Origin of the sequence: Rhizobium sp. L9 (assembly GCF_002531885.1) — a bacterium.
Taxonomy (GTDB): domain Bacteria; phylum Pseudomonadota; class Alphaproteobacteria; order Rhizobiales; family Rhizobiaceae; genus Rhizobium.
Genome location: NZ_NWSZ01000012.1, coordinates 63,192 through 84,516, shown reverse-complemented (window position 1 = coordinate 84,516; position 21,325 = coordinate 63,192). Strand labels below are relative to the sequence as shown.

17 protein-coding genes are annotated in these 21,325 nt (G+C 61.6%); 5 read left to right on the top strand and 12 right to left on the bottom strand.

Features of this window, described 5'->3' with window-relative positions; genetic code table 11:
- Positions 1–8 precede the first annotated feature (8 nt).
- The 8 genes from ttcA to CO660_RS14110 all read right to left on the bottom strand — a co-directional run bounded on the left by ttcA (position 9) and on the right by CO660_RS14110 (position 8,688).
- Entirely contained in the window at positions 9–881 is an 873-nt protein-coding gene (gene ttcA / locus CO660_RS14145) for a tRNA 2-thiocytidine(32) synthetase TtcA (protein WP_097599230.1), read from the bottom strand.
- Positions 882–939: 58 nt separating this feature from the next.
- Complete coding sequence (locus CO660_RS14140) at positions 940–1,869, bottom strand: glutaminase (RefSeq protein WP_097599229.1); 930 nt, start codon at positions 1,867–1,869, stop codon at positions 940–942.
- A gap of 69 nt (positions 1,870–1,938) precedes the next feature.
- Positions 1,939–2,556 carry a 30S ribosomal protein S4 gene (rpsD, locus tag CO660_RS14135; RefSeq protein ID WP_064685423.1) on the bottom strand — a complete coding sequence of 206 codons (618 nt, stop codon included), beginning with the start codon at positions 2,554–2,556 and terminating at the stop codon, positions 1,939–1,941.
- 225 nt (positions 2,557–2,781) lie between these two features.
- On the bottom strand, positions 2,782–4,293 hold the full coding sequence (locus tag CO660_RS14130; RefSeq protein WP_085778337.1) for an ATP-binding protein: 1,512 nt from the start codon (positions 4,291–4,293) through the stop codon (positions 2,782–2,784).
- Positions 4,294–4,421: 128 nt separating this feature from the next.
- Entirely contained in the window at positions 4,422–5,222 is an 801-nt protein-coding gene (gene murI, locus CO660_RS14125) for a glutamate racemase (protein WP_097599228.1), read from the bottom strand.
- A complete protein-coding gene (locus CO660_RS14120; protein ID WP_097599227.1) occupies positions 5,203–6,033 on the bottom strand; it encodes an RNA methyltransferase in 831 nt (276 codons plus the stop codon). The genes murI and CO660_RS14120 overlap by 20 nt, the downstream gene beginning before the upstream one ends.
- A gap of 4 nt (positions 6,034–6,037) precedes the next feature.
- Positions 6,038–8,071, bottom strand: a complete 2,034-nt coding sequence (locus CO660_RS14115) for an FUSC family protein (RefSeq protein WP_097599226.1) — start codon at positions 8,069–8,071, stop codon at positions 6,038–6,040.
- A gap of 74 nt (positions 8,072–8,145) precedes the next feature.
- A complete protein-coding gene (locus CO660_RS14110) occupies positions 8,146–8,688 on the bottom strand; it encodes a hypothetical protein (RefSeq protein ID WP_097599225.1) in 543 nt (180 codons plus the stop codon).
- 188 nt (positions 8,689–8,876) lie between these two features.
- On the opposite strand from CO660_RS14110, the gene CO660_RS14105 reads away from it, so the two are divergent.
- The 3 genes from CO660_RS14105 to CO660_RS14095 all read left to right on the top strand — a co-directional run bounded on the left by CO660_RS14105 (position 8,877) and on the right by CO660_RS14095 (position 11,302).
- Positions 8,877–10,088 carry an NADP-dependent isocitrate dehydrogenase gene (locus CO660_RS14105; RefSeq protein ID WP_097599224.1) on the top strand — a complete coding sequence of 404 codons (1,212 nt, stop codon included), beginning with the start codon at positions 8,877–8,879 and terminating at the stop codon, positions 10,086–10,088.
- 65 nt (positions 10,089–10,153) lie between these two features.
- The gene (locus CO660_RS14100; RefSeq protein WP_097599223.1) at positions 10,154–10,600 is read left to right on the top strand and encodes a GNAT family N-acetyltransferase; all 447 of its coding nucleotides are present in this window, start codon (positions 10,154–10,156) and stop codon (positions 10,598–10,600) included.
- Between the two features lie 75 nt (positions 10,601–10,675).
- The gene (locus CO660_RS14095) at positions 10,676–11,302 is read left to right on the top strand and encodes a glutathione S-transferase family protein (RefSeq protein ID WP_097599222.1); all 627 of its coding nucleotides are present in this window, start codon (positions 10,676–10,678) and stop codon (positions 11,300–11,302) included.
- A gap of 47 nt (positions 11,303–11,349) precedes the next feature.
- Here CO660_RS14095 and CO660_RS14090 read toward each other — a convergent pair whose 3' ends face one another.
- The 3 genes from CO660_RS14090 to recA form a co-directional block, all read right to left on the bottom strand.
- Positions 11,350–12,201: an AraC family transcriptional regulator gene (locus tag CO660_RS14090; RefSeq protein ID WP_097599221.1), complete on the bottom strand. Its 852-nt coding sequence runs from the start codon at positions 12,199–12,201 to the stop codon at positions 11,350–11,352.
- Between the two features lie 137 nt (positions 12,202–12,338).
- On the bottom strand, positions 12,339–14,993 hold the full coding sequence (gene alaS, locus CO660_RS14085; protein ID WP_097599220.1) for an alanine--tRNA ligase: 2,655 nt from the start codon (positions 14,991–14,993) through the stop codon (positions 12,339–12,341).
- Between the two features lie 155 nt (positions 14,994–15,148).
- Positions 15,149–16,237, bottom strand: coding sequence for a recombinase RecA (recA, locus tag CO660_RS14080; protein ID WP_097599370.1), 1,089 nt, complete (start codon positions 16,235–16,237; stop codon positions 15,149–15,151).
- Positions 16,238–16,466: 229 nt separating this feature from the next.
- On the opposite strand from recA, the gene CO660_RS14075 reads away from it, so the two are divergent.
- Together CO660_RS14075 and CO660_RS14070 are read left to right on the top strand one after the other, a co-directional pair.
- Positions 16,467–17,411: a carbohydrate kinase family protein gene (locus CO660_RS14075; RefSeq protein WP_097599369.1), complete on the top strand. Its 945-nt coding sequence runs from the start codon at positions 16,467–16,469 to the stop codon at positions 17,409–17,411.
- Between the two features lie 89 nt (positions 17,412–17,500).
- Positions 17,501–18,427 carry a pseudouridine-5'-phosphate glycosidase gene (locus CO660_RS14070; protein ID WP_097599368.1) on the top strand — a complete coding sequence of 309 codons (927 nt, stop codon included), beginning with the start codon at positions 17,501–17,503 and terminating at the stop codon, positions 18,425–18,427.
- 269 nt (positions 18,428–18,696) lie between these two features.
- On the opposite strand, the gene CO660_RS14065 is transcribed toward CO660_RS14070, so the two are convergent.
- Positions 18,697–21,297: a PAS domain-containing sensor histidine kinase gene (locus CO660_RS14065; RefSeq protein ID WP_097599219.1), complete on the bottom strand. Its 2,601-nt coding sequence runs from the start codon at positions 21,295–21,297 to the stop codon at positions 18,697–18,699.
- Positions 21,298–21,325 lie beyond the last annotated feature (28 nt).

Below are 21,325 nucleotides of genomic sequence, written 5' to 3'. Positions count from 1 at the left end.
CCGGCCTTTCATGAAGGATCGGTGACACCAAGGCTGGAAAAGTCGAAGAGTTTCGGATCGAGCAGATGCGACGGATTCACATGCGAAAGCGCCCGCAGCATCGTGTCCTTGCGTCCAGGCATGCGCCGTTCGATATCGGCGAGCATGTCCTTCATCGCATTGCGCTGCAGCCCGTCCTGGGAGCCGCAGAGATCGCAGGGGATGATCGGGAACTGCATGGCGACGGCAAACCTGGCAAGATCGTCCTCGGCGGCATAGGCGAGCGGCCGAAGCACCATCAGGTCACCCTCGTCGTTCAGAAGTTTTGCCGGCATCGAGGCAAGCCGCCCGCCGTGGAAGAAATTCATGAAGAAGGTTTCGAGAATGTCCTCACGGTGATGGCCGAGCACCAAGGCGTCGCAGCCCTCCTCCCGCGCGATGCGGTAGAGATTGCCGCGCCGCAGCCGCGAACAGAGCGAGCAATAGGTGGCGCCTTCGGGCACCTTCTCCTTCACGATAGAATAGGTGTCGCGATATTCGATGCGATGCTGGACGCCGATCTTCGTCAGATAATCCGGCAGCACATGCTTTGGAAAGTTGGGCTGTCCCTGGTCGAGATTGCAGGCGACGAGCTCGACGGGCAGCAGCCCGCGCCATTTGAGATCAAGCAGCAGCGCCAAGAGACCGTATGAATCCTTGCCACCGGAAAGGCCAACCAGCCAGCGCTTCTGCCCCTTCAGCATGTCGAAGTCGTCGAAAGCCTGACGTACTTGCCTGAGCAGGCGCTTGCGCAGCTTGTTGAAGGAGACCGAACGTGGCGCATCGGCAAAGAGTGCAGGGCCTGCGCCGTCGTCGATTTTGCCAGTCTCCGGATCATCAGCGATGTTGGCTGCGATATTCATTGCTCCGTCCTATCGAAAGTCTGCCTGCCTTAGCAGAAAGTCATCCGGCAACACAGTCTCAATCGCCGAAAACCGACCAGCCGGTGCGGGCCGCAAGCATCTCAAGCGCCACGGCGCCAAGCTGTGAATTTCCGACCTTGTTCAGCCCCGGCGACCAGGCCGCAATCGAGGCAATGCCGGGCGCCACCGCAAAAATGCCGCCGCCGACGCCGCTCTTGCCGGGCAGGCCGACATGATAGGCAAAGTCGCCCGAGCCGTCATAATGGCCGCAGGTCAGCATCAGCGCATTGATGCGCCGCGCCCGCTTCGGCGAGACCACGGAGTGACCCGTCATCGGATTGCTGCCGCGCGCCGCCAGGAACAGTCCCGCCCGCGCCAGTTGCTCGCAGCTCATCGACAGAGCGCATTGGTGGAAATAGACGCCGAGCACGTGGTCGACGGGATGGTCGAGATTGCGATAGGCACGCATGAAGTTGGCAAGCGCCACGTTGCGGTATCCGGTCTGCGTCTCCGACCGCGCCACCTTGTCATCGATGGTGATCGACTCGTCATCGGCAAGATAACGCACGAAACGCAGCAGCTCGCCGATCGCCTCGCGCGGCGCATGGCCGGCCATGACGACGTCGGTGACGGCGATCGCGCCGGCATTGATGAAGGGATTGCGGGGAATGCCGCTCTCATGTTCGAGCTGCACGATCGAATTGAAGGCCGATCCCGATGGTTCGCGCCCGACGCGCTTCCACAGGCCCTCCCCGACCTTGCCGAGCGCCAAGGTCAGCATGAAGACCTTGGATATGCTCTGGATCGAAAAGGCGATATCGGCATCGCCGACACGAAAGACCTGGCCGTCGACGGTGACGATCGCCATGCCGAACTGCCGCGGGTCCACCTTGGCTAGCTCGGGAATATAGTCGGCGACCTTCCCCTCGCCGATACGCGGCAGGATATCGCTGTAGATGCTATCAAGGGTCGCCTGCAAATCCGCCATCGCTTCTCTCCGGATAACAAAAAAGCCGCCCGAAAGAGCGGCTTTTCCATATGCGAAACGCCTGGTTTTTTAACGCGAATAGAATTCGACGACCAGATGCGGTTCCATGACGACCGGGAACGGAACGTCGCTGAGGGTCGGAACGCGGCCGTAAGTGGCGACCATCTTGTTGTGATCGACTTCGATATAGTCGGGCACGTCACGCTCGGCGAGGCTGACGGCCTCCAGAACGGTCACCAGCTGCTTCGACTTTTCGCGAACTTCGATGACGTCGCCAGCCTTGCAACGGTAGGAGCCGATGTTGACGCGGACGCCGTTGACGGTCACGTGGCCATGGTTGACGAACTGACGGGCAGCAAAGACCGTCGGAACGAACTTGGCGCGATAGACGATCGCGTCGAGGCGGGATTCCAGCAGACCGATCAGGTTTTCCGAGGTGTCGCCCTTGCGGCGGGCGGCTTCGGCGAAGATCGCGCGGAACTGCTTCTCGCGCAGGTCACCGTAGTAACCCTTGAGCTTCTGCTTGGCGCGCAGCTGCACACCGAAGTCCGACAGCTTGCCCTTGCGGCGCTGGCCGTGCTGGCCCGGGCCGTATTCGCGGCGGTTCACCGGGGACTTCGGACGGCCCCAGATGTTTTCGCCCATACGGCGGTCAATTTTATACTTGGACGATTCGCGCTTGCTCATCGTATTTCCTTTCAAAGGTTTATGCCGGCTTGTTGCCAAACCGCGCGAAGGAAACACGCCCTCCTCTGACCTCTTCCGAGGCCTGACAGGATGTTTCGGTTACGCGAACAGAAACGATCCACGGGACATGTCAAATGAAACACCGGACATTGCTGCCCGGTGCTTGGGGCGGTCTTTAGAGGCCCGTCATGAAAATGTCAACAGCGCCGAAGCGCGGTAAGCCTACTATTCCGCAGCCAGAGGCTGATCGCCCGTATCCGGCGCGTTTGCGTCGCCAGGCGCCGTCTGGCAGTTCATGTCGGGGAAAGCGACGATGCGCTTGCCGGAAAAATCCGTATGCACGACCACGATGCCCTGCTCCTCGAAATAGCCGAGCAAACGGCGGGCGCGGCGTGCGGAATGGGTGCCATAGGCGCGGGCGATGCGTGCGTCCGACGGGCACGGCTCATCGCAGACCGCGGCCTTGGCGAGCATCAGGAAGACGCCCTGCAGGTCGTCGGTGACTCGCGCCGATAGCGACAGTGCCGTTGCCCAGGCCTCCGTTCCGGCCGTCGCCGCATCGACTCCGGAGCGGGAGATCGCCACGCGCCTTCGAAAATCCGGCAGCGCGATCGGCGGTCCCGGAACACGACGCATGCGCAGCCGGACGAGAAAATCCTGGTAGAGTACGGAGTCGGTGCGAAAGCCGGATGCGGGATCGTCAAGAATTTCGGCAAGCACGCCGGCCAGGCGCTCCTCCCGTTCCTCGGGGGAGATCTCCACCTGGCTCGCCCTCGCCTCCACCGGTGCTGGGGATGCGGCCGGCGTCGAGCGCGAGAGTTCCGCCAGGATATCGGTCGTGGGCCGCGGCGCCGGCGGCGCGCGACGCATGATCGGGCGCTGAAATTCCTCCGGGTCGGGTGTGAAGATCAGGTCTTCCACATCCTGCGGCGCATCGGGCAACGGCATCAGCTTGGGGCTCGATGAGCGCGCCGAGGTCTCCACCGCGCCGATCTGGATCGGCAGCGGCCGGCGGGACAATGCTGGTCCAAGAGCGACGAAATTGCCACGCTTCAGATCCCGGAACATTTCCGCCTGGCGCCGGTCCATGCCGAGCAGGTCGGCTGCGCGCGCCATGTCGATATCGAGGAAGGTGCGGCCCATCAGGAAGTTCGAGGCTTCGGCTGCGACGTTCTTTGCGAGCTTCGCAAGCCGCTGCGTGGCGATGACGCCGGCAAGTCCGCGCTTGCGGCCGCGGCACATCAGATTGGTCATCGCGCCCAAGGACATCTTGCGCGCATCTTCCGAGACGTCTCCGCCAACCGACGGCGCAAACATCTGCGCCTCATCCACGACGACCAGAACGGGATACCAATATTCACGATCGGCATCGAACATGCCGTTGAGGAAGGCGGCGGCGGCGCGCATCTGCTGCTCGATATCGAGACCTTCGAGCGTCAGAACGCAGGAAACGCGATGCTGGCGGATGCGGTTGGCGATGCCTGCCAGTTCCGCCTCGGTGCGTTCGCCGTCAACGACGATATGACCGAACCTGTCTGAAAGCGTGACGAAATCACCTTCGGGATCGATGATGACCTGCTGCACCCATTGGGCGGATTGCTCGAGCAGGCGGCGCAGGAGATGCGATTTGCCGGAGCCTGAATTCCCTTGCACGAGCAGACGGGTCGCCAGCAGCTCCTCGATATCGAGCGTCGCCGGAGCGCCGGACGCCAATCCCATATCGATGCCAACCTGCAATGCTGATCCTCGCGGCGAAGAGACTCACATGAATGAAGTGCCATTCTTCCGAAACGGCAGCGCCCCGTCTATCAAAGAATCTGCTGATTTTCAGGGCCGGATTTCGCCAACCCACAGGACAATTCCGCTCATGCCCTCAGGCCGAATCCCTGCATCAGCCGCCGCGTGGGAAAATCGGGCTTGCCTGACGTGAAGACTGAAAAGTCGAAATTATCCGGATGCACGGCATCGGCAATCAGCGGCACCAGCGTGCGGGCGCGGCGCGCGATTGCCTCGGCCGGATCGAGCCAGTCGACCGGCCAGGGCGCAAGACGGCGGAAGAGGTTGGCCATGAACGGATAGTGCGTGCACGCAAGCACCACGATGTCGGTCTTGCGTCCCTCTTTCTCGACGAAGCACTGGTCGATCTCGGCAAGCACGGCCTCGTCGGATACGGCGTCGCCGCGAATATAGGCTTCGGCCATGCGCGCAAGGTTTTCCGAGCCGACAAGACGCACATGGCATTGCTGCGCGAAGGACTGAATGAGGTCGCGCGTATAGGCTCGCTTCACGGTACCCGGGGTTGCCAGCACCGAGACCAGGCCCGAACGCGTCCGCTCCGCCGCCGGTTTGATCGCCGGCACGGTGCCGACGAAGGTCATCTGAGGAAAGGCCGCGCGCAGGTCGGCGCCGACGAGCGTGAAGGCGGTGTTGCAGGCTATAATGCAGACTTCGGGATCGTGCTCCTGAAGCAGCTTGCCGAAGAGCCCGATGATGCGCTCCTTCAGCGCCTGTTCTTCCCAACCACCATAGGGAAAGCCGGCATCGTCGGCGACATAGATGAAGCCCCGCTCCGGCATCAGCACACGCGCCTCGCGCAGCACGGTCAGCCCGCCTATGCCCGAATCGAAGACGAGGACGGGCTTCAGCTCATTGGTCGGCGCTGTCATCGGTTGGCGCTTCCTTGCCGGATCTGGTGGAACCGCCTTTGCGCGGAGTGTTACGCGAAAAGCGATCGAGGGAGGAGATAACGCCGCGCAACACGCTGATTTCCTGTTCGGTGAAGGCCCGGCGGGAGAGAACAGCGCGAAGGTTGTCGACCATTTTCGGCTTTTTCGAGGGCGGATGGAAATAGTTGCGCGAATCGAGCGCTGCTTCCAGCTGGTCGAACAGGCCGAAGAGCTGCTCCTTGGTGGAAGGCCGCTGCTCGAGCGCTTGGAACGGCACGGCCTCCAGATCTTCCATGCCGGACTTCATCCATTCATAGGACATCAGAAGCACTGCCTGAGCAATATTCAGCGAGGCAAAGGCGGGATTGACCGGAAAGGTCACGATCTCGTCCGCCAGCGCCACTTCCTCATTGGTCAGGCCCCAACGCTCGCGGCCGAAAAGAATACCTGTTGCCTCGCCTGCCCGGAACCTTGTGCGCAGCGTCTGCGCGGCAAAAACCGGTGAGCGCACCGGCTTGTAGTTGTCGCGGCTGCGCGCCGTCGTCGCATACACGAAATTGAGGTCGGCGATCGCTTGCTCCAGCGTGTCATAGACCTTCGTCGCTTCTATCACGTGATCGGCCTTGGAGGCAGTCGCCTGCGCCTTCTCGTTTGGCCAGCCGTCGCGCGGATTGACGAGGCGCAGTTCCGCAAGGCCGAAGTTCGCCATGGCGCGCGCAACCATGCCGATATTTTCGCCCATCTGCGGCTCGACCAGAATGATGGCCGGCCCCTCGGCCAAAAGTTGACGCTCGCTGTTCGTGCCCGCCATGCTCTTATCCCTGTTTCGAGCGCGCAATAGCCTCGCCCGGCGCAAACGGCAAGACGTCAGGCTGCGGATAGAGCCTCTCCAGCGCCGAACCGATCATTTCGAGCCCCACCCTGGCGCCTTCGCGCGACACTGGCAAATGCCTTCCCGTCGTTCGCGACGCCTTGCGCTTGATGAAGAAACAAGCAGAGCCGCGTGGCGCCGCATCAGCGATCAGCGCCAGATCCGCAGCGATCAGCTTCTCCTGATCAGTGACAGCCGTCGCTTCGTAATTCTTCGCCAGGATGCGTGCCCAATAGGTGCAGGAGAGGAAGATCGCCAGCGTTTGGCGGATTTGGCCCGGCCGCGTCACCACCGACCAGGAGGAGCCGAGCGGGCGGGCCGCCACCGTCACATCGCGGTAGCAGGCATCGATCCTCTGCGACAGGGCGATCAGCTCGAAGCCGCTCTTGCCCTCGCCGATCGCATCGAGCAGGGCGCGCAGCGCCAGGAACCAGCGATCGAGCGCCGTATCGAGCGCGCCGCGCGTGCGGGTTGGGAAAACGAGGAAAGCGACCGCCGTTCCGGCCGCCGCCCCAATCATGGTCTCGCCGATACGCAGCTTCAGGAGATCGAGCGTCAGCACGCCGGTCATGCCGTAGACCAGACATAGCACGATCGAGATGAAGAAGGTCATCGTCGCGTAGGAAACCTGCAGGAAATAAAAGGCGAGGAAGATGCAGATGACCGCGACTGGAATGGCGATCGCCGACTGGCCTGAAATGAGCGTTGCAAGCACGAGGCCCATGGCAATTCCGAGCACGGTGCCGAGTGAACGCGACAGCGCCTTCATCGCCGTATCACCACGCGAATTGGTGTTGGTGAAGACCAGAAAGGAGGCAAGCACTGCCCAGAACCAACGCTCGCGCGACAAAAGCAGGCCGAAACTCATGGCGATCGCCGCGGCGATCGTGATCTGCAACGCTGCTCTCAGCAGCGGGTTGGCCAACGAAAAATCGACCACCGGGGATCGTCCGGTGTCCTCGGCCGCATCGATACTGGAAAAAAAGTGGGCCTGACCCTGGTTGATCACTTCGCTCAGTTGCTGCCGCGCCTCACCGAGCCAGAGAAGCGCCCGCATGGTTTCACCCTGCGGCTGATCCCTGATGGCTTCGGCCATACCCTCATATCTTGCCAGCTCCGCCGTATCCGCTTCGATCACTGCGTGGACGAGTGCAAAGGGCGGCGGGCTCTGAACGCTCAGCACGATTGCGCTTTCAGCGGCAAGATGGGCATCGAAGAGCCGGATCGCCAGCTCCGCGGCCGGATCTGCGGCGCCGTCGAACACGCCCCCGGGCGGACGCGGGATGAAGGTCTCGGCCATCAGCACCGCCTCCTTCAGCCGATCTTCCAGTAGGCGCAGCTCCTGCCGGTCGTCGTCGCCGACATCGCCGGCGGCAAGGGCAGCAAGCTTGAAGAGGATCTGGTTGATCCGGCCGCGGACGCTTTCTAGCGAGCGCAGCAGATCGCGCCGCCAATCGTCCGGCAGCAGCACCGCCCTCACCACATGGCCGACAAGCACCGCGACAATAGGACCGAACGCCACTTCAGGCAGCTCGGCAAACGACGGCTGGAAATAGGCGCCCATGAAATAGGAGGTGAAAGCGAACATGCCGATCGCAAAGCCGCGGGGCCCGAACACCCGTGCGGCTGACGCCAGCGCGATCACTGCCAGAAAGACGAGATCGGAGAAAAATCGGTGATCCTCCAGCCCGGCCGCGATGCCCACAACTGCAATGCTTGCGCCACAACCGAGAAGCCGCGTCACCAGTTGGCGCGAATTGCCCTTGTCGCGCACAGCCACCCCGCCCTCGATCGACAGAACGATACCGAGGCCGAAGGCGGCCCTCGGCAGTGGTGCGATCAGCGCCTGGATGGCAAGCAGGATCAAGACCGAAAGGACGATCGTCAATGTCACCCGCGTCGCCATGCGAAGGCGTGACAGCGCCGGATCGTTGGCAAGCAGCCAGTCGCGGAACTGAAACTTGGAAGACAAATGCATGAGCCCCTCATGCCATGACGATCGATAGATACCGCCGCGGGAGCGGAAATCAAACCGCCGCTTGAATGTCTCGCTTACTGGCCGTTGGCAATCTGCGCCATGGTAGCCTTGAGCGAGATCGGCCCCTGCCCCTCCTCACCCTGAACCATGATGTCGTCGACGACCGATTTGCCATTCTCCTCGATTACCTCGAAACGCACCGTCGTAAAGTCATCTCTGTTGGGGGCGCCTTCCAGGCAAGTCGCTGCCTTGAATTTCACAGTCACCTCTGTCGTGCCGTTTGCCGGCTGGCCGTTTTCGATAGAGAGATCCTGCAGCGGGCAGGCATCCTGCCCGTTGACGATCACGTCATAGTCGAAGGGAGAAATGCCATCCTCGTCGGCAGCGGGGTTCTGAGCGGCTGCTTTGTACTTGTCGCTGAAATCCTTGCTGTAGAGTCGGCCGAGCATGCTTTCCTCGAAGACATCGATCCAGTCGCTGGCGTCGCTCGCCCAGTTCGTCTGCGTGTCCTTCACAATTTCCTTCACCGGCGCAGCCGCGTCAGCTGCAAGCGAGAGGCCAGGTGCGGCAGACCCGGCGGCAAGCAGGCCGGCGAACAGAACGGCGATCTTCTTCATGGTAAATGTCCGGGACTCGGGGCTCAGGCGGCGGAGGGTAGCCATTTTCCAGCACTTGGCAATGGAGGCAAAAACGTCATGTCCCTGCCCGTTGCAGCTTTGCGTTCCCGGCTCACAATGCTATAGCGCTCCGGATTACATCACCCAGCCGGGACAACATCCCCTTCCAAGCTTAACGAGGCAGATACATGAAGAAGATCAAGGTCGCTAATCCCGTCGCCGATCTCGACGGCGATGAAATGACGCGCATCATCTGGCAGCTCATCAAGGATAAGCTGATCCATCCGTATCTCGACCTCGACATCGACTATTACGACCTCTCGGTCGAAAATCGCAACGCCACCAACGACCAGGTCACGGTCGACGCCGCCAACGCCATCAAGAAGTACGGTGTCGGCATCAAGTGCGCGACCATTACGCCTGATGAAGCCCGCGTGAAGGAATTCAACCTCAAGGAAATGTGGAAGAGCCCGAATGGCACGATCCGCAACATCCTCGGCGGCGTCATCTTCCGCGAGCCGATCATTTGCCGCAACGTGCCGCGCCTCGTTCCCGGCTGGACGCAGCCGATCGTCGTCGGCCGCCATGCCTTCGGGGACCAGTATCGCGCCACCGACTTCAAATTCCCCGGCAAGGGCAAGCTGACGATCAAGTTCGTCGGCGAAGACGGCACCGTCATCGAAAAGGAAGTCTTCAACGCGCCGGGCGCCGGGGTTGCCATGGCCATGTACAACCTTGATGAATCGATCCGCGAATTCGCCCGCGCCTCGATGATGTACGGCCTGATGCGCAAGTGGCCGGTCTATCTTTCGACCAAGAACACCATCCTCAAGGCCTATGACGGCCGCTTCAAGGACATCTTCGAGGAAGTCTACGAGACCGAATTCAAGGATCAGTTCAAGGAAGCCGGCATCACTTACGAACACCGCCTGATCGACGACATGGTCGCTTCCGCCCTGAAGTGGTCCGGCGGTTATGTCTGGGCCTGCAAGAACTATGACGGCGATGTTCAGTCCGATACCGTCGCCCAGGGCTTCGGCTCGCTCGGCCTGATGACCTCGGTTCTGCTGACGCCGGACGGCAAGACGGTTGAAGCCGAAGCGGCTCATGGCACGGTGACCCGCCACTATCGCCAGCACCAGAAGGGCCAGGAAACCTCGACGAACTCGATCGCGTCGATCTTCGCCTGGACCCGCGGCCTCGCGCACCGCGCCAAGCTCGACGACAATGCCGAACTTGCCAAGTTCGCCTCTACGCTGGAAAAGGTCTGCGTCGACACCGTCGAATCCGGCTTCATGACCAAGGACCTGGCGCTGCTGATCGGCCCCGATCAGCCGTGGCTCTCGACCACCGCATTCCTCGACAAGATCGACCAAAACCTGCAGAAGGCAATGGCGTAAGCCCGTCTTTTCGCAATAGCATTGAACGGCGGGGATTTCCCCGCCGTTTTCATTTGGGAGAGAAAATGACGGTGACCGTGCACCCGCTCAAACCTTCAGATCGTGCCGCCTGGGAGCCGTTATGGGCAGCTTACCAGCGGTTCTACGAAGTGGTTATCCCGGCCGAGACGACCGATCTTACCTGGGCTCGCTTCCACGATCCCGACGAACCGATGCATGCGCTCGGCGCCTTCGACGAAGACGGCCGCCTCGTCGGCATCGTGCATGCAATCTTCCATCGGTCCTGCTGGCTGCCGCAATGGACCTGCTATCTGCAGGATCTCTATGTCGAAAACAGTCAACGCGGGCTCGGCACCGGAGCCGCGCTGATCGAGGCCGTCGCCGAGCTTGCCCGCTCAACGGGTGCCGGCAGGCTCTACTGGATGACTCATGAAAGCAATGCGACCGCGCGGCGCCTCTATGACAAGATCGCCGAACGCTCGGGTTTCATCCAGTACCGCAAAGTGCTTTAGCTCCGGGCTTGCACAAAGACCTCGCCGCGCTATTGATTCCGGACGATAGCGACACGAGAACACGAGGAGGACTTCATGACCGAAGAACTGGTATTCTATACGAACCCGATGTCGCGCGGCCGCATCGCGCGTTGGATGCTGGAGGAGATCGGCCAGCCCTATCGTACCGAGCTGCTGACTTTCGGCGAAACCATGAAGGCGCCGGAATATCTTCGGGTCAATCCAATGGGCAAAGTGCCGGCAATCCGCCACGGCGACACCGTCGTCACCGAATGTGCAGCGATCTGCGCCTATCTGGCAGAAACTTTCCCGGAAAAGGGCCTGGCGCCGAGGCCGGAGGAACGCGCCCGCTATTACCGCTGGATGTTCTTTGCTGCCGGCCCCCTGGAATCGGCGGTGACGATGAAGGCGCTCGGCTTCGAAATCCCTGCGGAACGCCTACGCATGGCCGGTTGCGGCGGTTTCGGCGACGTCATGAATACACTTGAGATGGCGGTCTCCCAATCGACCTACGTCACCGGCGAGCGCTTTACCGCCGCCGACGTCTATGTCGGTGCGCATATCGGCTGGGGTCTGGGTTTCGGCAGCATCGAGAAGCGCCAGGCCTTCATCGACTATTTCGGCCGCATCAGCGAGCGCGAGGCCTACAAACGTGCGAACGCATTGGACGACGAGGCCGGCAAGACGATGCAGGCTGCCTGACTGTCAATCCGGCGCGACGTCCGGAACGCCGCGCCGGGATCCAGCCGTCAGGCAAGCGGCATGTGAATATCCGTCATCAGTTCTGTCGGCGGCACATCGCGCGGATTGTTGAGATATTCCTCGAACATGACACTGTCCTTCAACTGTCGTCCCGAGTTCGGCAGCCATTCGGAATAAAGCCACTGATAGGCCTTATACATGTCCGCATAGGGACCCTTATGGCGCAGGACGGCATAGTTGCCACCCTCGATCGTATGTCGCTCGAACGGCGCTTCGGTGGGAACTCCTGGGGTGCTGGTGACGCAGGCGATGGAGCGCAGTTTTTCGGCCGGCACGATGTCGGGATCGTCGAGATAGACGCCGATCATCCGCATATCGGGCTTAGCAAGGCCGCGGGCGTAAAGCGTGCCGAACAATGTTTCGAAGGCTTTGCCGATCTGCATGTAGGAACCGGTGTGGGCGACGCCGATCAGCTCGATCGGCCCGATCTGCCGCAAGGTAACATCAAACATGGCTTTGGACTTTCCGTTAGGTGAGGGTTGGAACGCTGCATGGCTTCCCTCTTTCCGGTAGCGCGCCGGCGGCATGCCATAGACCGATTTGAAGATGCGGTTGAAAGATTGGAGATTGGGATAGCCTGATCGCTTCGCAATATCACTGACGGCAAGCTCCGTGCGGACGATCTCGCCCGCGGCGCGATGCAGCCTGAGCCGCTTGACGGTGGCTGCCAGCGCCTCGCCATAGATCGCCCGGTAAATCCTGTGCCAGTGATAGCTCGACAAACAGGCGATCTCGGCCAGACGTTCCATATCCAGCTCTTCATCGAGATGGTCGTGAATGTAGGCCGAAACCCGTCTTAGACGGGTCTCGTAAAGCGCCCATGCCGTGCCGCCGTTCATGTCAAGCCTTATGCAAACCGAACGACCACAGACAACCGTATATCGAATTGACAAATCCTGCGGACCTGCTGCGGAAGCTGAAACGAAAATGGCGGAAGCCGAGCCTCCGCCGTTCGAAAATCCCGCAGATCTGATGATCAGCCGGCGAGCGCCAAAGCCACGGCCTCTATGGCGTCATCAGCCTTCGATCCGTCGGGGCCGCCGGCCTGGGCCATGTCGGGGCGGCCGCCGCCCCCCTTGCCGCCGAGAGCAGCCGAGGCGATGCGGACGAGGTCGACAGCGCTGTAGCGCTGAACGAGATCCGACGTCACCGCAACCACTGCGCTCGCCTTGCCGTCGTCGGACACGCCGACGAGGGCGACGACGCCGGAGCCGATGCTGGTCTTGCCGTCGTCGGCGAGGCCCTTCAGATCCTTGGGGTCGACGCCCGATATAGCCTTGCCGAGGAACTTTACGCCGGCAACTTCGCGCACGGCATCGGCCGAGTTGCCCTGCCCGCCGCCCATGGCGAGTTTACGCTTGGCGTCGGCCAATTCCTTCTCGAGCTTGCGGCGCTCGTCGATAAGCGCCTCGACGCGCGACAGGACCTCCGACGGCTGCACCTTGAGCGACGCCGCGAGCGTCTTTACGCGCTCGTCCTGCTCGGCAAGATATTCACGCGCCGTTTCACCGGTCACGGCTTCGATACGACGGACGCCGGCGCCGACTGCACTTTCGCCGAGGATTCGGACGAGCCCGATCTGGCCGGTGGCCGACACATGCGTACCACCGCAGAGTTCGACCGAGTAAGGCTTGTCGGTCTTCGCGCCGTGCAGACCCGTGCCCATCGAAACGACGCGCACCTCATCGCCGTATTTCTCGCCGAAGAGCGCCATTGCGCCTTCGGCGATCGCGTCATCAACGCTCATCAGGCGGGTCGTGACGGGGGCATTCTGCAGAACGATCTCGTTTGCCATGTCCTCGACGACCTTCAACTCCTCGGCCAACATCGGCTTGGGGTGCGAAACGTCGAAACGCAGACGCTCGGGCGCAACCAGCGAGCCCTTCTGCGCGACATGGGTTCCGAGCACTTCGCGCAGTGCCTCGTGCAGCAGGTGGGTTGCCGAATGGTTGGCGCGCAGGCGCGAACGGCGGGCATGGTCGACAGTCAGAACGACAGCATCGCCGGTCTTGAATGCACCTTCGACGACCGTGCCGGAATGCACGAAGAGGCCCTCGCCCTTCTTCTGTGTGTCCGATATCTCGATCTTGCCGTGGTCAGAGGAGATGACGCCCGTATCGCCCATCTGACCACCGGATTCTCCATAGAAAGGCGTCTGGTTGACGACGATCTGCACCTTGTCGCCGGCCTTGGCTTCGTCGGCCACGGCGTTGTCTTTGACGATCGCCTGCACCACGCCTTCAGCGCTCTCTGTGTCGTAACCGAGGAACTCGGTTGCGCCATGCTTTTCCCTAAGCTCGAACCAGACGGTTTCAGTTGCCTTCTCGCCGGAGCCGGCCCAGTGCGACCGGGCTTCGGCCTTCTGGCGCTCCATGGCATCGGTGAAACCAGCTATGTCGACGCCGATCTCGCGAGCGCGCAGGGCGTCTTGCGTCAGGTCGAGCGGGAAGCCGTAGGTGTCGTAAAGCTTGAAGGCGGTCTCGCCATCCAGCATGTCGCCCTTGCCGAGATCAGCGGTCGCATCCGACAGCAGCGACAGGCCGCGCTCCAGCGTCTTGCGGAAGCGACCTTCTTCGAGCTTCAGCGTCTCCGAGATCAGCGCCTCGGCCCGCACGAGCTCCGGATAGGCGCGGCCCATCTCCTGCACCAGCGTCGGCAGCAGCTTATACATCAGCGGCTCCTTGGCGCCGAGAAGCTGGGCGTGCCGCATGGCGCGACGCATGATACGGCGCAGCACATAGCCGCGGCCCTCATTCGACGGCAGCACGCCATCGGCAATTAGGAAGGCCGAGGAACGCAGATGGTCGGCGATGACGCGGTGGCTGGCGCTGCCTTCCGCCTTGACTCCTATCGTATCCTCGATGGTGCCGGTCAGCGTGCGGAAAAGATCGGTATCGAAGACGCTCTGAACGCCCTGAAGGATGCAGGCCATGCGTTCCAGACCCATGCCGGTGTCGATCGACGGACGCGGCAGCGGATTGCGAACCCCCGGCTCGGTCTGCTCGAACTGCATGAAAACCAGGTTCCAAAATTCCAGGAACCGGTCGCCGTCTTCCTCAGGCGAACCGGGAGGGCCGCCCCAGACATTTTCGCCCTGGTCGATGAAGATTTCCGAGCAGGGTCCGCAGGGTCCGGTATCGCCCATCTGCCAGAAATTGTCTGAGGTCGGGATGCGGATGATCTTGTCGTCGGAGAAACCGGCGATCTTCTTCCACAAAGCCGCTGCTTCCTCGTCTTCGGAATAGACGGTCACCAGCAGGCGATGTTTCGGCAGGTCGAAGCCTTCGGTCACGAGCTTCCAGGCCAGCTCGATCGCATTCTCCTTGAAATAGTCGCCGAAGGAGAAATTGCCGAGCATCTCGAAGAAGGTCAGGTGACGCGCGGTATAGCCGACATTGTCGAGATCGTTATGCTTGCCGCCGGCGCGCACGCATTTCTGCGAGGTTGTCGCGGTTGCATAAGGACGTTTTTCCAAACCGGTGAAGACGTTCTTGAACTGCACCATGCCGGCATTGGTGAACATCAGCGTCGGGTCGTTGCGCGGCACGAGCGGACTGGACGGAACGATCTCGTGGCCGTTCTTCTTGAAATAGTCGAGGAAGGTCGACCGGATGTCGTTTACGCCGCTCATTCTATGCCCTTCAATGCTGCCGTAGGCAGATAAATTCAAATCCATCGGCTTTTAACGTTCGCCTCCGCCACTGTCCAGCCGACAAACAAAACCGGCCGCATTCTGATGAGGGAATGCGGCCGGCTGAGATTTCAAATCAAGTTCAAGCGCGAAAATTACATCTCCGCGGCAGCATCGCCGTCATCGGCATCCGGACCACCATTCTGCAGGAAACGATCGGCGATTAGGCCGGCATTCTGGCGCAGCGCCAGCTCGATCTCGCGGGCGAGATCCGGATTGTCACGCAGGAAGGTCTTGGCGTTTTCGCGACCCTGGCCGAGACGCTGGCTGTTATAGGAGAACCAGGCACCCGACTTCTCGACGATACCGGCCTTGACGCCGAGATCGACGAGTTCGCCCGTCTTCGACACGCCTTCGCCGTACATGATGTCGAACTCGACCTGCTTGAAGGGAGGCGCCATCTTGTTCTTGACGACTTTGACGCGGGTCTGGTTGCCGACCACCTCTTCGCGCTCCTTGACCGAGCCGATGCGGCGAATGTCGAGGCGCACAGAGGCATAGAATTTCAGCGCATTACCGCCGGTGGTCGTTTCCGGAGAACCGAACATGACGCCGATCTTCATGCGAATCTGGTTGATGAAGATCACCATGCAGTTCGACTTGGAGATCGACGCGGTCAACTTGCGCAGCGCCTGGCTCATCAGGCGTGCCTGCATGCCCGGCAGGCTGTCGCCCATCTCGCCTTCGATTTCGGCGCGCGGCGTCAGCGCGGCGACCGAGTCGACGACGAGAACGTCGACGGCGCCGGAGCGCACCAGCGTGTCGGTGATTTCGAGCGCCTGCTCTCCGGTATCTGGCTGCGAGATCAGCAGATTCTGCAGATCGACGCCAAGCTTACGGGCATAGACTGGATCGAGCGCGTGTTCGGCATCGACGAAGGCGCAGATGCCGCCCTTCTTCTGCGATTCCGCAATGGTCTGCAGCGCAAGCGTTGTTTTGCCCGAGCTTTCCGGCCCATAGATTTCAACGATGCGGCCCTTCGGCAAGCCGCCAATTCCGAGCGCGATATCGAGACCAAGCGAGCCCGTCGAAACCGTCTCGATCTCGACGACGTTCTCGTTGGAGCCGAGTTTCATGATCGAGCCCTTGCCGAACGACCGCTCTATTTGTGAGAGTGCCGCTTCAAGCGCCTTGCTTTTGTCCACCGATTTGTCCTCTACCAGCCGCAATGTATTCTGAGACATCCGATCCACCTTTAGGTTATTGAAGCCGCTCAAGCAATGTCGAGTTTGTACCCTATTTGTTCCATTCCCGCAATAGGCGCACAAACATTTGAAAGAAAAAGGTAAAACGGTCCGTGTTCTACATTTGTTTTATCGATGCAAAGCAACGGCTTAGACCCTCTGCGCAAGCTTTGCCGCGGCCGGGCAATGAGCATCGATTCGCCCTTCGCACTTTATGATCCCGGGTAAGTTGATGAAAAAGATTCTCGTTCTCGGCGGTGCCCATATCGACAGGCGTGGCCGCATCTCCGGCGAAACGGCGCCAGGCGCCAGCAATCCCGGCACCTGGTTCGAGGAGCCGGGCGGCGGCGGTTTCAACGCGGCGCGTAACCTTGCAAGACTGGGTTTTCACGTGACCATGATCTCGCCGCGCGGCGGCGATCCCTCCGGCGAAATGGTCGGCGAAGCTGCCGATTTCGCCGGAATCGACGACCGGCCCTTCGTCTTCCTCGACCGCAAGACACCGAGCTATACGGCGATCATCGAGAAGAACGGCGACCTCGTGATCGCCCTTGCCGACATGGATCTCTACCGTTTCTTCGTGCCGCGGCGCCTGTCCATCCGCTGGGTGCGCGAGGCCTTCGCCGCCCATGATTTCATTCTCGTCGACGCCAATCTGCCGGAAGAGACAATCGCGGCGATCGTCGCCAAGGCGAACTCCCTGGCCAAACCCGTTGCGGCCATCGCCATCTCGCCGGCCAAGGTGGTCCGGCTGAAACCCTGCATTAGGGATATCGATTATCTGTTCCTGAACGAGGCCGAAGCCGCCGCCGTTACCGGCTTGCAGCCGGAGGATTCGGGCGGTTGGCCGCCGCTCCTGAATGAGATCGGCATCAGAAACGCCGTCGTCACCCGCGGACGGCGCGAGCTCGTTGCGATTTGCAAAGACCGCGCCGTGGCGCTGCAGCCGCCAATCGCCGGAACCGTCGCCGATGTTACCGGCGCCGGCGATTCCCTTGCCGCCGGCACGCTCGCCGCCTTGATATCAGGCCTGCCGCTTGAGGAGGCCGTTCGCTACGGCGCGGCGGCGGCAGCGCTCACGGTGCAGTCACGGCACGCCGTCAACGAAAATCTGACTCCGGATCTCTTGAATGAGGCGCTTGCCCTTGTTCCCAAGGTCAGAATTCTGCATTGAAGCGGCTGAATTAAAGAGTTGAGCAAGATGCCGTTTCGAAAGCCGCCCACGCTTTTGGTATCATGCTCTGCCGATCACAGGACAAGACCATGACCAAGCCCATCTCCCCTCTTCTGCCGATCGCCTATTCGAAGGAGGTCGCCAGCGCCAAGCAGCGCGGCGCGCCACTGGTGGCGCTGGAATCGACCATCATCACCCATGGCATGCCCTATCCCGGCAATATCGAAATGGCGCGCAGCGTCGAGACGATCATTCGCGAACAGGGCGCGGTGCCGGCGACGATCGCGGTCATCCACGGCACCCTTCATATCGGCCTTGAAGCTGCGCAACTTGAGCAGCTTGCCAAGGCAAAGGAGGTCATGAAGGTGTCACGCGCCGATCTCGCCTTCGCGATCGCCGAACGGCGCACCGGCGCAACGACGGTTGCTGCGACGATGATCGCGGCGGCCCGCGCCGGCATTCGTGTCTTTGCCACAGGCGGCATCGGCGGCGTGCATCGCGGCGCCGAGGAAAGCTTCGATATATCAGCCGATCTTGAGGAATTGGCGCGCACCGACGTTATCGTCGTCTGCGCCGGCGCCAAGGCGATCCTTGACATTCCAAAGACGCTTGAAGTGCTGGAGACCCGCGGCGTACCTGTGGTCACCTATGAGAGCGAAGAATTCCCCGCCTTCTGGTCGCGTTCATCAGGTATCCGCAGCCCGCTCTCGCTGAACAGCCCGGCGGCCATCGCCAATTTCCAGACGGTGCGCGAACAGCTCGGCATCGACGGCGGCATGCTCGTCGCCAATCCGGTGCCGGAAGCCGACGAAATCGCGCGTGAGGAGATGGAGATCTATATCGAGCGGGCGCTTGATAGTGCCGAACGCGACGAAATCACCGGCAAGGCGGTGACGCCTTATCTACTCTCGACCATTTTCGACCTGACGGACGGCCAGAGCCTGAAGACGAATATCGCGCTGGTGGAAAACAATGCGCGGCTTGCGGGAGAGATTGCCGTGGCGTTGGGTGAGTAATTGGTGGATTCGTTTTATCGGCTTGAGGATTTTCAGAGAGGGTTGGCCGTGTGGCACCCCCTCTGTCCTGCCGGACCTCTCCCCCACTAGGGTGGAGATCGGCAAGAAGCCGGACCATCGTTCCCTCGCCACAGTAGCGGAACAATCATACGGCAGTTGTTTGAGGAATCCATCGCGCCCAGCCGATCTCCCCACCTGTGGGGGAGATGCCCGACAGGGCAGAGGGGAGTGCCACATAGTGTGCCTCTCCGCAAACCATCAAGCCGTAATCAGCTATCCAACGTTTCCTTCACCACCACGGCAAGCTGCTTCAGCGAGAACGGTTTCGGCAAAAATCCGAATTTCGCATCCGGCGGCAGATTGCGGGCGAAGGCGTCCTCGGCATAGCCGGAAACGAAGATGAATTTCAGGTCGGGATAGTTCTTACGCAACTCGCGCAGCAGCGTCGGGCCATCCATTTCGGGCATAACCACGTCGGAAACGACGATGTCGACCTTGCCCTCGAGCTCCTCCATGATGCTCAGCGCCTCGACGCCCGAGCCAGCCTCATGCACGGTGTAGCCGCGCGTTTCCAGCATGCGCTTGCCGCCGCGGCGCACCGCTTCCTCGTCTTCGACGAGAAGGACGACGGCCGAGCCGGTCAGGTCCTCCGGCTGCTGCGCGGCCACCGCCGGCGCGGCTGGGACTTCATTGATGGCGTTGTCGATCGAACCCGCCTCCGCGGCAATCGCCGGCTCCGGGATATAGCGCGGCAGGAAGACCCGGAAGGTCGTGCCTTTGCCGACTTCGGATTCCGGCTGGATGTAGCCGCCCGACTGCTTGACGATGCCGTAGACCATGGCGAGACCAAGCCCGGTGCCCTTGCCGACATCCTTGGTGGTGAAGAAGGGCTCGAAAATCTTGTCCATGATCTCGGGCGCGATGCCTGTACCAGTATCGGCGACCTCGACCAGCACCATGTCCTCGGCCGGCATGTAGGAATAATTGAAGGCCGCGACCTCGGCTGCGGTCAAATTGCGGGTGCGCAGCGTCAGCGTGCCGCCGTCAGGCATGGCGTCGCGCGCATTGACACAGAGATTGATGAGCACCTGCTCGAATTGCGAAAGGTCGGTTTTGACGGGCCAGAGATCGCGGCCATATTGCACATCGAGCTTGACATTGGTGCCGGAGAGCAGCCGGTCGACCAGCATGCGGAGGTCGCCGACGACATCGGTGAGGTTCAGAACCGAGGGCCGCATGGTCTGCTTGCGTGAGAAGGCGAGCAACTGGCGCACCAGCACCGCGGCGCGGTTGGCGTTGCGCTTGATCTCCATCAGGTCCGCGAAGCTTGCATCGGAAGGACGCGCCTGCAGCAGCAGGTGATCGGAAGAAAGCAGGATCGCCGTCAGGACGTTGTTGAAATCATGCGCGATACCGCCGGCGAGCGTTCCGACAGCGTTCATCTTCTGCGTCTGCGCCATCTGCGCTTCCAGCGCCTTCTGCTCGGTCACCTCGACGGCATAGACGATCGCCGCCTCTTCCGGCGCCTCGTCGCTCTGGTCGATAACGGCGTTGACATAAAAGCGGAAATAGCGCGCCTCGTCTGTCGGCGTGCGGGTGTCGAGCGGCGGGATGTCGCTCTGCCGGTCCTTGGCGGCCGTCAGCGCCGCGGCCAGTTGCGGCCGATCGCTCTCCTGCACGATCGTTTCCAGATATGGCGCCTTTTCCAGGTCGTCGCGCGAGACGATGCCGGAGAACAGCTTGAGGAACGGCGCGTTGGTGCGCAGGATGCGTCCGTCGCCGTCGACCGAGGCGATTGCCATCGGTGTATTGTTGAAAAAGCGGGTAAAGCGCATGGCGGCCGCCGAAGCCGACTGGCCGCTCTCGCTGCTCTTTTCGCGCGCCAGCACGATCGTCCGGCTTTCGCCAGGCGCGCCGTCGCGCATCGAGGTGACGCTGTGAATGATCTGCACCGGCAGGCTCTGTCCATTGGTCTTGCGCAGATCGAGATCCAGCGTCACGGTTTTTTTCAGGCCGGGCTCGGCCTGCACCGACTGGATCAGCGCCAGCCCCTCGCCCGCCACCAGGTCGCCGATCGACATCGAGCCCGGCAGGAACTTGGTTAGGTCGAGGCCCAGCCACTCTGCAAGCGTCGCGTTCAGGTAGAAGATCTCGCCCTTCCTGCCGGCGGAGAAGAAGCCGGCCGGCGCGTGGTCGAGATAATCGATCGCATTCTGCAGCTCCTTGAAGAAGCGCTCCTGATCGTCGCGTTCGGCGGTGATGTCAGTGATCTGCCAGATCTGCAGCGGCTTGCCGCCACCATCCTCCGGCTGCAGCAGCCGCACCTTCAGCCGGTACCAATGCGCGCCCGAGCTGTTGCTGCCGGGCCCGACGGCGCGCAGCAGGCGGAATTCCTCCCGGCCCTCCTTGCCCTCGCGCAGACCATTGACCAGCCGGTAGAGCGCCTCGTTGGATTCGCGGTGCCGCGACAGCAGCGTTTCCAGCGTCTGCACTTCTGTTGCCTTGCGCGCGCCGGTGAGCGCGCCATAGGCGGCGTTGGCATAGATGATCCGGCCCTTTTCGTCGGTGATCAGCGTGCCGTCCGGGTGGCTGTTGAGGAAGGCGCGCGCCAGGCTGTCGGACTGGCGCTGCGGCATCACCTCGATGAAGCCGATAACGGAAGATACCAGGAAGAAGATGCCGACCATGGCGAGAACGCCGAGACCGCCGAGCACCATCTCGTTGTCGAGCGATCGCTTGAAGACGACAAAAGCCCCTGCGGCCGCGATCAGCACGAGCGCCAGGAGAAGAATGCGCAAAACCGTGCCAGAACGCCCCCCACGATCCACAAGCGGTGCGTTATAGTCGTCGACCTGACGCGGTTTCGTCATATATTCCTCGCATAAGCCTTTCCCACCT